The sequence below is a fragment of the Enterococcus sp. AZ179 genome, assembly GCF_050498885.1.
Lineage (GTDB): Bacteria > Bacillota > Bacilli > Lactobacillales > Enterococcaceae > Enterococcus_D > Enterococcus_D entomosocium.
The window spans coordinates 23,710-39,343 of sequence record NZ_JBMHEO010000002.1 but is presented as its reverse complement, the minus strand read 5'-3'; the positions used below and the strand labels follow the sequence as shown (position 1 = coordinate 39,343).

The following is a 15,634-nucleotide window of genomic DNA, read 5'->3' as shown; positions in this document are numbered from 1 at the left end:
TCGTTACCCTTCTTTCTCTATTTTTAGGGAATCATCATCGAGCGGATCTTTCCCTTGATACTTAAAGTACGTAAAATCGGCATAGCTTCCAGCAAAGTGATCTAGATCATGGGCACTGATTCCAATGAAATTCCCTGTAAAACCACCAGACAAGAACTGGATGTTTTGCTTTTTAAAGGGATGCCACGTTTGTGATTGCCGATAGAACCATTCTGCTTCTAGATAAGAACCGACTACTTTCAATCCGATCGGCTCACTTGCAGCAGCGAGGGGCAATTTATCTGGGAACAAGTGAAATTCTCCTTCACAACACCGCAGCAACCGAAGGACCTTGTCTTCTTTTTCATCATAGGTTACGTAGAAAAACAAATAGTTTTCTTCATTTAAGAAAAGCGACAATCCAGCCATCTGATTGAACGATTGGGGGTGGTATTCCATCACTGTTTCAGCTTCAAAACAAACGTCTTGTTGACGAATCGCCAATAAGTGCTTATGAAAGTTCGATTGCATCGATTCTCCGCCGATCAATCGCAAATACCCTGGTCGCTCACTCAGATTGCACCACTCTTCATTGGGCAGCAATCGCCTACCGTTCCATGCTTTTTGCAACGATCCTTTAAAGTCATCAATAAAAACAGCAGATGATGCCCTTTGCTTCTGAGCGTCGCTAGCGAGCCTGATGGTTTGATCTGGGATCGTATCGTTATTGCTAAGACGCAGCCATCCTTCGTGATCCCAATAGACAGTTTGGAGTGCTGTCTCTCGTCCAAGGATCGCTGCCCCTTCTACTGGCCGAGTCATCAAATAGCTCATGACCCATTCTCCTGATGGCGCAATCGTCAAACTGCCATGACCTGTACATTGAAAAGGGGAATCTTCGCGCTGATAGGCACGCATCATGGGAAAATGCGGATCTACTTCATAAGGTCCAGTGATGGTTTTACTACGACAAACTGTTACCGCATGACCTGCACCCGTTCCTCCTTCTGCCGTCAGTAAGTAATAACACTCATTGTGGTAATAAAGATGCGGTGCTTCAGTCTTCGCCAGCTGGGTTCCAGAAAAAATTGGCACTCTGTCACCGATCAAGCACCCTTGTGCTTCAGAGTATTCTTGGAGCACGATCCCCACCGATTTATTTGGTGTATCCTTACGATAATCCCAAAGCGCATTCAATAACCAGATACGCCCCTCTTGATCATGAAACAAGGACGGATCAAAGCCACTACCATTTAAGTAAATGGGCTCACACCATGGCCCATGAATCGTAGGAGCCGTGATGAGATAGTTTCGACAGTCTTTGAAGGGGCGTTTCGTGTTGCGAACATTTGTATAGACACAATAGTATTGTCCGTTTGCGTAGCTGATTTGCGGTGCCCAAATGCTGCAATTTGCTGCGTTGCCTAATAAATCCACTTGATTGGTCAGAATATCTGTTTCATGGGACCAATTGACTAGATCTTGAGAACAGTAGACCCGAATTCCTGGCAACCACTCAAAGGAAGAAACCGCTAAATAATAAGTATCCTCGACTTTTAAAATACTCGGATCAGGATGAAACCCTCTTAAAATCGGATTATTGATTATTGCCTTCATGCAACCCCTCCTTGTTTGCTGACTGCGTCCGTTGTTTTTTTCTTGTGTCCGTCATCGCGATGGAGAAAACAAAAACCCGCCGCTAAAAAGAAACAAAAGGCAATCGGAAAAGCGATCATTTGACTACCAATCAATGTCACGACACCAGTCAAAAAATAAATAGCACAAGATTGCTTTCGATAATTACGATAGCGAACCAGCATCGTCGCCACTGAAACCAATATCAGGAGTGCCAACAGCGTGAAGCCAAACCAAGCGCCGAGTGTTTGAAATTGCGCCAATGCTGCTTCTGCCGTCATTTGATTCAGTATAGTGGGAAACGCACGTTGAAAGATCTCTTCGAACTGCTGGACAGTCATTTGATTGATCGCCAAGGAAAAGCCGCCCATCAACACCAGAGCGAGAACCATCCCGATCCAGCCAGACCATTTTGCCTTGCTCATTTTTCTATCACTCCTTCAAGAGTCACCCATTCAGGACGTTGGGGACTTCTTTGGTAACAACACATTCGCTCCGTGAATGTGACCGTTTGGTGGCTTGCTGTTTTTCCCCAATCAGACCATCCGCAAGGGGCGAGCTGTTGATCAAAGCAGCAGGATAAAAAGGTTACTTTGGCTTCATTGCGCCAAGGGCGGCCTAGATAGTAGGCTTTGTCCCCTGTCACCCGACACCGATCGAAGGTTAACCCGCTTGCTTGTTTGCTAGTTGAGGCAGCAGTTACGTAGTTCGTTTGTGGTGTATTTTTACAATGCAGGCGACACTCTTCAAAGGTGACGGAACCACCGCCAAAAATAAAATCGACTGTTCCACTGATCCTGCAATGCAAAAACAAACTCTGTTGTTGGTCAAAGATTGTTTTTCGCCAAGGACTGATCATTGGTTCGCCTTCTTTGGTATATTTTGGCAATGGACCCAGACACAAGGTATCTTGAAAAGCATCGAGATGACAGCGTTCGAAGCGAATGTCATCCCCTTCGATATAGACGGCAACTGCTTGCCCGACTGCTTGCCCATACCCTGCGTCATTGATGATGGTCAGGTTTTTTACAAAGACTTCTCGGCTATTGATAAAGAGCGTCGCTGTTTGAAACGTTCCTCTTTTTTGCCCATTTTCATCGGTTTGCTCGGCAGCCAAGTGGTAGCATAAGAACGTGTTAGGTTCCCCGATCAACGTAAGCTGGTTCTTATAGATTTTCACCTGTTCTTGATACACGCCAGAGGCGATCGTGATTTCACAAGGTGCTTTTAAGGCTTCAGCAGCCAGCACGGCTGCTTGGATACTCGTAAAATCACCCTTTTGCGGCTCTTTACTAACCTTTAGCTTGATAGGAGGTGCTGTTTTAGAAATTCGATCCACTGCGCTCTCATCTCCTTGGTTTCTTCATGACCGCCTGGCAAGCAACACGCCTGCCAATGCTCCTTGTAGCCTATTGCTTCATAATGCTGCCCGACCTGCTGATCCAAACGAGCGACGCCGCTTGAGGGGCAGCCACGATCCTCTTTGCCAACCAAACTCAAACGCGGGCGTGGTGCGATCTGTTTTTGGATCGCCGCAGTCGTAAAGTCTTTCAACACATTAGGAACATAATAGTAAAACCCATGTTTGCTTAGACGGTCCTCTTCGATCAATGTTTGATAGTCCACTTGTGCTGCCATGTCCACCACCACTGATATCCGTTCATCTAGCGCTGCCAACCACCAGCTCATCAAGCCCCCCATAGAAAGTCCCAATGTGGCGATAGCGGAATGTTTCACTTCTTTACGGGAAGCAAGATAGGTTAAAAACTGTTGATTGTCATAGATTCGTTGTCCCCATAATGTTTTGCCTTGCAACAGAAACCGCTTGTAGCTATCATTCTCACCGTTTTTTCGTTCGCCAAAGCCCCACATGTCGATCACCCCAACGGCGACGCCCAGCTTCATAAATGCAGCGAATAGGCTTTCTTTTTGCATATACGGCGGACTTTGTCGCAGTTCTTCTTTCCCCATCGTGAAGTCGCCGCCATGAGAATGATTGAACAAAACGAGTGGAACCGGTTGCTGAGAGCTAGGATAAGCAAAGTATGCAGGGACATCCTCTTCTTGATTTAATCGTAGAAGTAAATGTTCCAAGGTATAATTTTGCACCTGCTCTTTTGTTTGCTGAACCACTTGTGGTGCAACTTTCATATCAGGACCTAGCAGCTGAAGTAACTGAGGATCCCTCACAAAAAATCTCCTTGAAATGCCAGAGGCTGACGATTCTCAAATGACTGTGTGACGGTGATTTCCCGGCTATTCTCGATATGGAACGCTTCAGTTACACCTTCCAAATTGATACGATCAAACTGAATATTCCGTCCACAGCCAATATAAAAACCTTGTTTTGTCATCTCTTCGATACCTGTCATCATCGCAGGCTTTCCTGGAATTGGGTGCTCAGCCATAGAGACGGCAATATCTTGGAAAGTGATATCTGAAATAAATTGTTCAGCCAAGCCATAAACAAACCCAGCGGCCGCATGGACATTCCGAGCCGAAATATTTGCAAAATGAATTCTCCGGAAATGAGGGGTTTCCTCGGTGATCGGGTACGGATTTTTATCCCAAACATACTTTTCTTTGCCTTTCGGTCCACAGAAATAGTAAAGATTTAAAGTGAATGGACAGATGACATTATCCATCACAATGTTATTCACTCGAATATCTTCGATCGTTCCGCCACGTCCCCGACGGGATTTCAACCGAATCCCACGATCGGTATCTTGAAAAATACAATTACTAATAGTGACATTACGAATATCGCCGCTCATCTCACTCCCTAGAACGACGGCCCCATGCCCATGAAGCATATGGCAATTTACGATCGTGATATTCTCACAAGCGACCCGTTCTTTAGTGTCCTCCGTTCCTGATTTGATGGCGATGCAATCATCACCAACATCGATATGACAGTTACTGATGCGGACATTTTTACAAGATTCAGGATCGATCCCATCCGTATTTGGCGAATCTGCTGGATTTTTGATGCGAAGATTATCGATCGTTAGATTTTGACAAAGAATCGGATTGACGGTCCAACTGGGTGAATCGACAAGACGGATATCTTTCAACGTAATTTGCTGGCAAGAGTCAAAACTGATTAATTTTGGTCGTGGATAAGCAAGCTGTTCACGATTTTCCCGAAAGGTCTTCCACCATCTTTGCCCTTGCCCATCAAGCATTCCTAGTCCTGTGACAGCGATATTTTCCGCATTCTCGGCATATAAACAAGAGGCATAAACTTCCCGTTTGACCCCTTCCCAGCGAGACAAAACGACGGGATAGTCTTTGGGATCATCAGAAAATACTAAGGTCGCCCCCAATAGTAGGTGCAGTTCAATGTTACTTTTTAAAAAGAGCGCACCCGTCGGATAGCGTCCTGCGGAAAAAGTGATTCTGCCTCCTCCTTGTTGATGCAATTCATCAATTTTTTCTTGAATCGCTTCTGTCAACAGACCTTCTTTTCCTTGTAAATCAGCTGTAGTCAATTGGATATTCATTTCTTGCTTCCTTCCTCCGTTAATGGTTGCAGCAGTAAACTCGCTTGTAAAAAGGCACCGTATCCTTTGAAATCATTCGTGATAACGGGTTCACTGATATAGTAAACAAACGTACCATCCCGATTATCTGGTCCACCAAGACCAGCAACTTCACAGTTTCTGATCAGATTCAACCAACCTTCTTTTGTTAAAAAGACAAACTCGTCCAGCAATCCTTGATAGGTCTCTTGGGCAAACACTTGCCATTTTTGATCGATGATCCCTGCTTTGACTGCTTTCGCTGTTGCGTAACAAATCATTGAAGAAGCGGATGCTTCTAAATAATTCCCACGCTCCCTGCCTTTATCTAAGACTTGATACCACACTTTTTTCTGGGGATCTCTTACTTTAGCAAGAGCTTCTAGACAGGAGACAAACATGTTTTCTAATGGATTCTTCTGCTCTGATTCCCCTAATAGCACCATCGTATCTGCGAGAGCCATCATGAACCATCCCATTGATCGTCCCCAGAAATTTTTTGAACAACCGGTCTCAGGATCTGCCCACGGCTGGACTTTTTGTTCATCCCACGCGTGATACAAAAGACCCGTTTTTGGATCTAGGGTATGCGTGAAGCATAAGGTGAATTGCTTGATTACATCTGCCAATGCTTCTTCTTTCTCAAATGTCAGTGCGTATTCTGTCAAAAATGGGGCCCCCATATATAAGCCATCTAACCACATTTGATATGGATAGATTTTTTTATGCCAGAACCCGCCTTCGCTTGTTCTTGGCATCTGCTGTAATTGTTGATACAGCGTGTCCAAGGCGATCTTGTATTTTGAAGCACCTGTTTCTTTGTATAGTAAGAATAAACATTTACCATTATTGATGTAATCGATATTCATCGCATCCATCTGATAGTTTTTGATACAACCGTCTTCGTCAATATAAACATCCATCGTGTTTTGGATATAGTCGAAATAGCGTTTATCACCAGTTTGCTCATAGGCTTCTTTCACGCCTTGTAAAACGACCCCGATGTCATAGGACCATTTTCCGTGATAAATTTTTTCTTTGCATAAGTAGTCATAGCGCTCAAATAATGTGTTCAAAGCAATTTCCGAATAGTTCTTCATGTACGATACTTCCTTTTATTGTAGTCTCCTCAATTCATAGAGCTGTTTCAATGAATCCGTTTTACTGGCTGTATTTCATGAGGGTTCAGCTTGTTCTGCTATTTTCCAGGTGTTTTCTAGTGACCGTTTTGTTCACGGACCAGTAAAAGTCTTTGAGCCGTTTTCTTTAGATAATGACCTCATCTCCTTTACTGGCAACGGTTTGCTCCGTAGTCGATGCCGTTTTTGAAACCACCTGATCTGTTTCAATTGGGTGGATATCTTGAAGAATTTTTTTACCAGCAAGGGCAAAAACACCACCAACTAAGCTGCTCCCCATCAAAATGAGGCCGATCAAGAAATAGCTGCCAAGGACTAAATAGCCAACGATCAAAATCGACCAACTAATGATCGAATAATGCAGATAGCCTAAACCTAACAACGCACTCCCTCGCAGGATCTCAAACACGGTCACAAAGTTAGTGGCTGCCATGACGGTATACACGTGCATGAATAGAAAGAGAAACGCAATCAAAAAGAGGACATTCGCTACTTGGATAAACCATGGAAATGGCGCAAATATGTTGGTGATCACGATCGCTGCAATGATGAGAAACAACCAACTGATCAGCACCGATTGTCGGAACCGTTCTTTACTATAGTAGAAAAAACTTTTGATCAAAGGCGGTCGTTCGTGAAGACGAAGCCAGCGATCATAATATTTCATCATGGCATACGAGGCTGGTCCGATTCCCAAAAAGATTCCCCCCAGAAGTGTCACACTTAGCCAAAGAAAATGAAGGGCGATCAGGGTCAAAAACGCGGTTAGCCCATCGTTGATTTTCGTGATTTTCTCAATCGTCATATGATCCCCTCTTTCTTAATAGATACCATCTTCCCCAATTTTTTTCGCCAAACGATTCGCAAAAACAACGAGGATCAAACCTACAAGACCTTTAAACAGCCCAACAGCTGTCGAGTAACTCAATTGACCATTTTGAATCCCGGCGGTATAGACAAAGGTATCAAAGATTTGGGCAACCTCACGGTTCATTGAGTTCATTAATAGGAACATATGCTCAAAGCCCATATCTAAGATCGAACCGATTTTTAAAATCATTAAGGTCACAATCGTCGGACGAATACACGGCAACGTGATGTGCCACATTTTACGTAGTTTGCCAGCCCCATCCATATCCGCAGCTTCATAAAGCTGTTCATCAACATTGGTAATAGCGGCTAGATAGACGATCGTCCCCCAACCGGCACCTTTCCAAAGATCTTGGAAAATGTACATTGGACGTAGCCAAGTACGGCTAGTTAAGAATGGGATACGTTCCCCACCAAGACTTTCGATCATGTTATTGATCACACCGCCTTCAGTCGTCAACAGGACGTAGAAGATTGAAACTACGATCACCCACGACATAAAATGAGGCAAATAAATAATCGTCTGGATACTTTTTTTCAAGCGACGGTTATTTACTTCATTTAACATAAGCGCCAATAAAATAGGAAAAGGGAAGGAAATCGTGATATTTAAGAAAAACATGATCAGCGTGTTGCGCATCAACATCACAAAAGTATCTTCAGTAAAGAGCCGAATAAAATGAGTAAACCCAACAAAGGGACTGCCTAAGATCCCTAAGAATGGCTGGTAGTCTTGAAAAGCGATGACTAAACCGCCCATTGGAATGTAACGAAAGATAATAAAATATAAAATACCTGGCAATACCATAATATAGAGCGCACGATTTTTTCTGATTTGCGCCCATTTTTTCTTTTTCAACCGCAGTCGCTGTTCTTCTTCAGTAAGTGGTGAGAAGTAATTATCAACTTTTGTTTCCATACTTGTTCCTCCGAGTTTTTTTGATTTGATAGTCCCATGGTAGCGTGTAAGAAAGATAACGTATATAATCATTTTCTCAGCATTGGAAAGGCATACATTTTTTAGGATTATTTCTCGGTCGAATTGGAAAACCATTGATTTATCAACGTTTGTCATGATTGTGATTTTTTTAACATGTAAAAGTGATTATATACGTTGTCCCCGCCTCATGATACGTTGGAAATACCTATTTAAGTAAAAAAAGATGGAGGTTTTTCCTATGCAACAAACCCTAAAAAAAACGAACCGCCCGAAGAGTGAACGGGTTGTTCAAGGATTTATTATCGGTTTTCTACTACTCTTTACCTTAATGTGTCTCTTGCCTTTTCTGAACATTCTCGGAAGCTCCTTTGCTTCTTCTTCTGAGATTGCGACACGAACATTTATCATTATCCCACGTGAATTTAGCTTAAATGCTTACCGGTATATTCTCTCGACTCCCACGATTTTTACGAGTATTGGTGTTTCCCTTTTTGTGACCATCGTCGGAACGGTTCTTTCAATGATCTTGACCTCTTTTATGGCCTATGCTCTTTCAAGAAAATATTTGCATGGACGTGGCATCTTCAATTTTATTGTCGTATTTACGATGTTGTTTAGCGGAGGGATGATCCCAAGTTTTATTTTGGTACAAAGCCTCGGCTTGATCGATTCTCTCTGGGCACTGATCTTACCGAGCGCCATCAGTGCATATAATATGATCATTATGAGAAACTTTTTCCAAGGGATTCCTGATAGTTTAGAGGAATCAGCAAAAATGGATGGTTGCTCTGATTGGGGCGTCTTTTTCCGTATCATCTTACCTCTTTCCTTACCATCGATTGCGACGATCTCTTTGTTCTACGCTGTTAGTTATTGGAATACTTATCAATCAGCGATTTTGTACATCAATGATTCAGCGAAATGGCCGATCCAAGTGCTCCTTCGACAAATCGTGATTGTCTCCAGCGGGATGAACGCCGATGCCGCTAGTGTCGATGTTGTCCCCCCAGCACAATCCGTGAAAATGGCCGTGATCGTCGTTGCGACTTTGCCAATGTTGATCGCCTATCCATTTGTCCAGAAGTATTTCGTGAAAGGTGCCATGGTTGGTTCCGTCAAAGGGTAGCCAACAGGCAGCAAAGAAAAAAAGCGTTTTTTGATCGTTGATCAAAAAACGCTTTTTTTCTTTTAATCTTTGGATCGTTTGCGATACTCTCCGGGTGTCATCTGTTCTTTCTTTTTGAAAAAGCGGATGAAGTTTTGAGAGTTGGTATACTGTAGGTTGGCGGCGATTTCTTTGATGGTCAAATCGGTTTCTCTTAACCACTTTTTCGCGACTTGCAATCGATAGTTTTGTAAGTAATCGGCAAAATTGATGGATAATTCCTTTTTAAACACATTACTTAAGTAATTGGCATTATAATGCAACTGTTCAGCAATGCTATCTAAGGAGAGATCTTGGTCGTATTGTTGGTGTACGATCAAGACCATCTTTTCAGACAAGGAACGAATTTCTCGATCTGTTTTGGCTTGTGTCGTTTCAACGATAGGTAAAACTAACTCTTGATAGATGATTTGCTCAACTTTGAACAAACTGGTTTGGTTGAGCACGGATTGATAGACTTTACGACTATTCTGCAAGCTAGTATGATCTGCTCCTAGGAGTTGCCCTAGCTGAACGATACTGTTGATCAACTTAAACAAGGCACTTTCAATCGTCAACGGATTTTTGTTTTCATGAATGATTTCGCGTACGACTTCTGTGTAACTCGTTTTGATGGTCGCTAGATCCCCACTACGCATTGCATCCAAAAAGGTGCTTTCTGCTTCTCTAGGGTACTGAACGATCGCGTTATTGTCTAATTGTGCCGCAATGTCGTCAAAAAAGATAATGACTTCTTCCCCTAAATTCATTCGATAGTGCAAGGCTTCTTTAGCGTTATCAACCGCTAATTTGGTTTCTACGAGGCGGTCGTAGGATTGTGAGACCCCACAACTTATTTTGATTTTCAAGTAATCTTTTGCCGCTTGATGGATCTTTTGACAATAGGTCAATACTTGTTTTTGGTCAACTGATTCAGGAAGCTTTAAAATTGTTCCTTGGGTTTCTTGACTGGAGATGATTGGCTGAAAACGCAAATTCGCCGGAATGATTTCAGAAACGAGATTCTCGATGGCAAGCAAGAATATATCAATAGTCGCTGTTTCTCGTCCACACAAATCATCGATTTGAATCAGTAATACGGCATAGTGTTCCGTTTCGGATACTTCATACCCAAATTGTGACAGTTTTAAGTGACTATCTGCTTCTGAGATACAGCCGCGAAACAAGTTTAATAAAAACAAGGATTCTAACTCGGGCTTTTGGTGTTCAACTTTGACGGCGAGATCGTGGTTTTGATGTAAGACCTGGTCGATATCGGAAATCAACTGATTGACTTCTAATTTCTGACCTTGTTTTTTGGGCTTTAAAAGCTCACCGATCCGATTAATGGGTGAGGTAGCCACGATCGCAATGCGATAGGATACTAATAAAAAGAGGATGATCAAAAGACTGCCAATCACGATCAAACCGCTTCTTAATTCACGGATTGCTTGCGAAACACTGGCAGGTGCCAGACGGATCACATGATACCACTGATTGTAATCCGATTGTGTGACCACATACTTATTGTTTTCTTTGTCAGTGAAGATACCATCGTCGTGGGCAGCTGCGATCATTGTTTCGTGTAAGTCAGAATCGATCACTTCACCATTATCGAAAAGCAGTTGTCCGTCCGCATGAAAAATATTCAAAAAGGAATCGTCATGATCTGCCACCAACTGCGCAATGGTATGGTCTTGGATTTCAGCGATCCCCAAAGCAGTGGTTTCCTGTCGAAAAACAGGCAGCGTCATCACCATTTTTAAATAGCCATCTTCTGGCAACCAATACAAGTAGCGTTGGTTGTCAATCAACGCTTGAAAAGCAGCGAATTCAGTATCATCGATCTGTTTTAAGGAGCCTTCTTCGATTTTCCAATGCTGATTCAAATTCACCAATTGGTAGCTGGCGTTTTCGATTCCCATCACACCAATGTAAGCCAGTTGCGAATTGATCTCGCGCACTTGTCGATAATTCGTCACGGAAAACGGCTGTTCCATCGTATCGGAAAAGCTTTGCGTGCTGCTATATGTAGAAAAGGCATACTCCACCATCTGAATTTTTTGATCCAGATTTTCTTTGACTTGGTTGACCAAATTATGTTGACTTTGCAAAAACGTTTCTTGAATGTTTTGATACGTTCGATGATAAATGACCCCACTAAACCCAATGATTAAAGCGCTACCAATTAGAAAAATCAAAATAAATATTTTATAAAACAAGTTGGATATTTGATGATAGCTTAAAAAGAATTTCATAGACTCCCTCCCATTACCTAACTATCTTCTTTTATACTAGCACATCCCAGAAAAAGTTCCTATGTTATTTTGAAAAATGTTTCACGTGTGCATCCTTGGTGTATTGACATTCTCGTGGGAACAAGCTATGCTTGAATCAAGCAAAAAGGAAGAAGGTTTTCTATGGTCACGATCAAAGATATCGCCAAAGTCGCTGGTGTTTCACATACAACTGTTTCTCGTGCGCTAAACGATAGCCCATTAATCAAGCCAGAAACAAAAAAGAAGATCGCAGCCATCGCTGAATCTTTACACTATGTGCCCAATGTCAATGCCAAAAGTCTGGTGAATCAGAAATCTTATATCATTGGTCTTTATTTTTCTCATCTATCCATTGGTACTTCCGATAGCTTTTTAGTCGAAGTGATCAAAGGAATCAGTGATACCCTACCATCCGAATATACTTTGGCGGTTCATGAATTATTGCAATCCGATACATTTGATGAAGAGCCGAATCGCCTAGATGGAGCGATCGTGATGAGTCAAAGTGATCGTGATGACGGCTTTATCGCTGCTCTTTCAAAGAAAAACATTCCCATCGTCGTTTTGAATCGTCAATTGCAGGATGCAACCTTGATGAATGTCACTAGTAATGATGCCCAAGGGGTCTATCAAATGATCACCTATGTGCTTGAACAAGGCTTTCGAAAGATCGCCATGATCGAAGGGATCGCTTCCTTTGGTTCCGCTAGAGAGCGTTGCAAAGGATTTATGAAAGCGATTCAAGAAAAGCAGCTTGTCTGCCCGAAAGAATACTTCGTTGCTGGCGACTTCTCTTTGGAAAGTGGTCAGCTGGGTGCCCAGCAACTACTCGCTTTACCTGAACCACCTGAAGTGATTTTTTGCGCCAATGATGATATGGCGATCGGTGCGATCAATGCCTGTCATCAAGCAGGACGAAAGATCCCAGAGGAGATCGGTATCATCGGTTTTGATGATAGTTCTTTTTCTCCCTATACGTATCCCCCATTAACAACGATCCGCAAACCAGTCTATGAAATGAGTCAATTGGCAGCAACTCTGCTGTTGCAAGCATTTGCCAATCAAGTAGTTGAGAAACAACATTTCTTTGATACCTCGTTAATCATTCGTCAATCGCTGTAAGCCTCTTGTTTTCAAGAGCGCTTACGCAAAAATGTTAACGTGTGCATAACTATTTTTTAAGGAGGATTCTATGAAAAAAATTACCGAACAACCCCATCAAACCTATCCAGCCCGAGTGATTCAATTCGGGGAAGGCAATTTTATGCGGGGCTTTTTTAACTGGCAGCTGCAGCAAATGAACAAACAAGGGCTTTTTAATGGCAGTGCCGTTGTGGTACAGCCGATTGATCACGGCTTGAAAGAGCTGTTGGCACAACAAGAAAATCTCTACACCGTTATCTTAGAAGGACTTGTCGATGGCGCTTTATCTCAAACATTTGAAGTCGTCTCCACCATTGATCAAGTGCTGAATCCTTATCAGCAATGGGAAGACTATCTTGCTTTAGCCGAAGACGAGCAACTTGAGATCATCGTTTCTAATACGACGGAAGCAGGTATTGCGTTTCACCCAGAGGATACCTTACACGATACCCCTCCCCACAGTTTTCCCGCAAAACTGACCGCTCTTTTGTATCGTCGTTTTCAACTACGAAAAAAGGGATTTTTGATCATTCCTTGTGAATTGATCGATCGGAATGGGGAAAAACTAAAAGAGATCGTCTTACAATATGCCGCATTATGGTCTTTGGAGTCAGACTTCGTCAACTGGTTAGAAAAAGAAAACACCTTCTGCTGCAGCTTAGTCGATCGGATCGTTCCAGGATATCCTCGCGATAAAGTGGCACAATACCAAGAGATTCTTGGCTATGAGGATGCCGTAATGGTCACTGCGGAACCCTTTATGCTCTGGGTGATCGAAGGAAGCGGCGTAGCCGAAAAGCTTCCCTTGCAAGAAGCTGGGTTGAATGTGATCGTGACAGAAGATATGACCCCTTACCGTGAACAAAAAGTACATTTATTAAATGGTCCTCATACGGCGATGGTTCCACTCGGTCTTTTAGCTGGTTTAGAAACCGTTGAAGAAGTAATGAACGACCGTGATTTTGCAGCCTTTTTGGATGGTCTTTTTCTGGAAGAGTTGATTCCAATGCTTGATTTGCCTAAAGCGCAGCTTGCAGCTTATGCGGAACAAATCAAAGAGCGCTTCAGAAATCCTTATGTGAAGCATCAGCTGCAATCGATCGCTTTAAACAGCGTCTCAAAATTCCGTGCGCGTCTTCAACCAGTCTTAACTCGTTATGTCCAACAAAACCAGCAGGTACCAAAACGAATCACTGCCGCACTGGCAGGGTTGCTGACTTTCTATCTCACTCGACCTTTTCAAGAAGATGACCTAGTGACAACCATATTTCAGCAAGTGAAACAATTACCAGCAGAAGAACAGATCGCCACTCTATTAAAAAATGAGCAACTCTGGCATGCAGACCTGAGCTTTATGACAGCGACAATCAATGAAATGTGCGCATGTCTAAAACAAGACGGACCCCGCCAGTTACTTGCGTCGATTGACACCCCTGAGCCAAGTTTGAAATAAAGGAGAATCTTTATGTCCAGCACATTAACAGAAACACCCGCGCAACTATTGAAATTGCACCCTAATGATAATGTCGCAGTCGCATTAAAACCACTAGCTGCTAAAACGACCCTTTCATTTGAAGACCAAACGATCACCCTTTTTGAGGATATTCCGCAAGGACACAAAATCGCCCTCAAAGACCTAGCTCAATCACAAGACGTGATCAAATATGGCTACCCCATTGGACATCTCTTAGCTGACGTGAAAACTGGCCAATGGTTGCATACCCACAATGTCAAAACCAACCTTTCTGGTACCTTAGCATACACCTATGCCCCTGATTTGCATCCCGTCCGTTATCCAAAAAGGGCTGCGACGTTCCAAGGGTACCGGCGGGCAAATGGCAAAGTTGGGATTCGTAATGATTTACTGATCGTGCCAACAGTTGGTTGTATCAATGGTATCGCTGAGATCATTGTTGAAAATTTCAAGAAGAATCATCCAGATCTTGGCACTTTTGATCATATTACGATCCTTAAACATCCCTACGGCTGCTCCCAGTTAGGCCAAGATCATCAAAACACCCGTCAAATTTTAATTGATGCGGTGCATCATCCAAATGCCGGTGGCGTCTTGGTCTTTGGCTTAGGTTGTGAGAACAACACCGTTCCCGAGTTTAAGAAAAACCTGGGTGACTACGATCCAAAGCGCGTCAAATTTATGGTGGCACAGGAAAGCGACGATGAAATTGCGGTCGGCGAAAGCTTATTAGAAGAATTACTGGAAGCAGCAAAAGAGGATCAACGAGAAGCCGTTCCCTTGAGTGATCTAAAGATCGGGTTAAAATGTGGGGGTTCTGACGGGTTTTCTGGGATCACCGCCAACCCTTTGTTGGGGGCATTTTCTGACTTTTTAGTTTCTCAAGGTGGCAGCACGGTCTTGACGGAAGTACCCGAAATGTTTGGCGCTGAACAAGTCTTGATGGCGCGTGCACAAGATGAAGCAACCTTTGAAAAAATTCTCCATCTAATCAACGACTTTAAAGATTATTTCCTTGCTTACGGTGAACCGGTCTATGAAAATCCTTCTCCTGGCAATAAGGCAGGCGGTATCACTACGCTAGAAGATAAGTCATTAGGCTGTACCCAAAAATCTGGGACTTCCGCTGTCGTCGATGTCTTAAAATATGGGGAAAAACTCCGTAAGCCAGGCTTGAGCCTGCTGGAAGGTCCAGGAAACGACCTTGTTGCCGCTTCTGCACTGGCTTCTGCCGATTGCCAACTCGTCTTATTTACTACTGGTCGCGGCACGCCATTTGGTGCCTATGTGCCGACCATGAAAGTTGCCACGAATCAAGAGATTTATCATAAGAAACCCCACTGGATGGATTTCAACGCTGGTCGCTTGTTGGAAGAGCCGATGGAGGTCGTGCTGGAAGACTTTATTCAAGCGATCATCGATACTGCCAGTGGAAAACCGACTCGTAATGAAGCCAACAACGTTCGTGAGATCGCCATCTTTAAAAATGGTGTGACACTATAACCAAAGA

General features: G+C 43.2%; 13 protein-coding genes. 4 read left to right on the top strand and 9 right to left on the bottom strand.

All coding sequences use genetic code 11. From position 1 onward, the window contains the following. Positions 1-3: 3 nt before the first annotated feature. The 8 genes from IGI88_RS16950 to IGI88_RS16915 all read right to left on the bottom strand — a co-directional run bounded on the left by IGI88_RS16950 (position 4) and on the right by IGI88_RS16915 (position 8,063). On the bottom strand, positions 4-1,596 hold the full coding sequence (locus tag IGI88_RS16950; protein ID WP_429960060.1) for a glycoside hydrolase family 43 protein: 1,593 nt from the start codon (positions 1,594-1,596) through the stop codon (positions 4-6). Next, positions 1,593-2,039 carry a DUF4064 domain-containing protein gene (locus IGI88_RS16945; protein WP_086332296.1) on the bottom strand — a complete coding sequence of 149 codons (447 nt, stop codon included), beginning with the start codon at positions 2,037-2,039 and terminating at the stop codon, positions 1,593-1,595. The genes IGI88_RS16950 and IGI88_RS16945 overlap by 4 nt, the downstream gene beginning before the upstream one ends. Continuing rightward, positions 2,036-2,953, bottom strand: coding sequence for a pectinesterase family protein (locus IGI88_RS16940; protein WP_086332295.1), 918 nt, complete (start codon positions 2,951-2,953; stop codon positions 2,036-2,038). Before IGI88_RS16940 ends, IGI88_RS16945 begins: the two co-directional genes overlap by 4 nt. Then, complete coding sequence (locus IGI88_RS16935) at positions 2,914-3,804, bottom strand: dienelactone hydrolase family protein (protein WP_086332294.1); 891 nt, start codon at positions 3,802-3,804, stop codon at positions 2,914-2,916. The genes IGI88_RS16940 and IGI88_RS16935 overlap by 40 nt, the downstream gene beginning before the upstream one ends. After that, positions 3,801-5,117, bottom strand: a complete 1,317-nt coding sequence (locus IGI88_RS16930) for a glycoside hydrolase family 28 protein (RefSeq protein WP_086332293.1) — start codon at positions 5,115-5,117, stop codon at positions 3,801-3,803. Before IGI88_RS16930 ends, IGI88_RS16935 begins: the two co-directional genes overlap by 4 nt. Continuing rightward, positions 5,114-6,235: a glycoside hydrolase family 88/105 protein gene (locus IGI88_RS16925; RefSeq protein ID WP_086332292.1), complete on the bottom strand. Its 1,122-nt coding sequence runs from the start codon at positions 6,233-6,235 to the stop codon at positions 5,114-5,116. The genes IGI88_RS16930 and IGI88_RS16925 overlap by 4 nt, the downstream gene beginning before the upstream one ends. A gap of 166 nt (positions 6,236-6,401) precedes the next feature. Next, entirely contained in the window at positions 6,402-7,079 is a 678-nt protein-coding gene (locus IGI88_RS16920; protein WP_005236490.1) for a YesL family protein, read from the bottom strand. 15 nt (positions 7,080-7,094) lie between these two features. After that, complete coding sequence (locus tag IGI88_RS16915) at positions 7,095-8,063, bottom strand: ABC transporter permease (RefSeq protein WP_008381525.1); 969 nt, start codon at positions 8,061-8,063, stop codon at positions 7,095-7,097. Between the two features lie 259 nt (positions 8,064-8,322). Here IGI88_RS16915 and IGI88_RS16910 point away from each other — a divergent pair, with 259 nt between their 5' ends. After that, the gene (locus IGI88_RS16910; protein WP_008381527.1) at positions 8,323-9,210 is read left to right on the top strand and encodes a carbohydrate ABC transporter permease; all 888 of its coding nucleotides are present in this window, start codon (positions 8,323-8,325) and stop codon (positions 9,208-9,210) included. Positions 9,211-9,272: 62 nt separating this feature from the next. On the opposite strand, the gene IGI88_RS16905 is transcribed toward IGI88_RS16910, so the two are convergent. After that, a complete protein-coding gene (locus IGI88_RS16905; RefSeq protein WP_429960061.1) occupies positions 9,273-11,486 on the bottom strand; it encodes an AraC family transcriptional regulator in 2,214 nt (737 codons plus the stop codon). A 162-nt stretch (positions 11,487-11,648) separates the two neighbouring features. On the opposite strand from IGI88_RS16905, the gene IGI88_RS16900 reads away from it, so the two are divergent. The 3 genes from IGI88_RS16900 (at position 11,649) to IGI88_RS16890 (ending at position 15,627) form a co-directional block, all read left to right on the top strand. After that, complete coding sequence (locus IGI88_RS16900; RefSeq protein WP_429960062.1) at positions 11,649-12,629, top strand: LacI family DNA-binding transcriptional regulator; 981 nt, start codon at positions 11,649-11,651, stop codon at positions 12,627-12,629. Between the two features lie 70 nt (positions 12,630-12,699). After that, positions 12,700-14,103: a tagaturonate reductase gene (locus IGI88_RS16895; RefSeq protein WP_429960063.1), complete on the top strand. Its 1,404-nt coding sequence runs from the start codon at positions 12,700-12,702 to the stop codon at positions 14,101-14,103. A 12-nt stretch (positions 14,104-14,115) separates the two neighbouring features. Continuing rightward, positions 14,116-15,627 carry a UxaA family hydrolase gene (locus tag IGI88_RS16890; protein ID WP_429960064.1) on the top strand — a complete coding sequence of 504 codons (1,512 nt, stop codon included), beginning with the start codon at positions 14,116-14,118 and terminating at the stop codon, positions 15,625-15,627. Positions 15,628-15,634: the final 7 nt, after the last annotated feature.

Excerpts from the sequence above, each read along its gene's own strand:
- IGI88_RS16890 (WP_429960064.1), top strand. The coding sequence starts at position 14,116 with ATGTCCAGCACATTAACAGAAACACCCGCGCAACTATTGAAATTGCAC.
- IGI88_RS16915 (WP_008381525.1), bottom strand. The coding sequence starts at position 8,063 with ATGGAAACAAAAGTTGATAATTACTTCTCACCACTTACTGAAGAAGAA.
- IGI88_RS16950 (WP_429960060.1), bottom strand. The coding sequence starts at position 1,596 with ATGAAGGCAATAATCAATAATCCGATTTTAAGAGGGTTTCATCCTGAT.
- IGI88_RS16895 (WP_429960063.1), top strand. The coding sequence starts at position 12,700 with ATGAAAAAAATTACCGAACAACCCCATCAAACCTATCCAGCCCGAGTG.
- IGI88_RS16910 (WP_008381527.1), top strand. The coding sequence starts at position 8,323 with ATGCAACAAACCCTAAAAAAAACGAACCGCCCGAAGAGTGAACGGGTT.
- IGI88_RS16905 (WP_429960061.1), bottom strand. The coding sequence starts at position 11,486 with ATGAAATTCTTTTTAAGCTATCATCAAATATCCAACTTGTTTTATAAA.
- IGI88_RS16930 (WP_086332293.1), bottom strand. The coding sequence starts at position 5,117 with ATGAATATCCAATTGACTACAGCTGATTTACAAGGAAAAGAAGGTCTG.
- IGI88_RS16900 (WP_429960062.1), top strand. The coding sequence starts at position 11,649 with ATGGTCACGATCAAAGATATCGCCAAAGTCGCTGGTGTTTCACATACA.
- IGI88_RS16925 (WP_086332292.1), bottom strand. The coding sequence starts at position 6,235 with ATGAAGAACTATTCGGAAATTGCTTTGAACACATTATTTGAGCGCTAT.
- IGI88_RS16920 (WP_005236490.1), bottom strand. The coding sequence starts at position 7,079 with ATGACGATTGAGAAAATCACGAAAATCAACGATGGGCTAACCGCGTTT.
- IGI88_RS16945 (WP_086332296.1), bottom strand. The coding sequence starts at position 2,039 with ATGAGCAAGGCAAAATGGTCTGGCTGGATCGGGATGGTTCTCGCTCTG.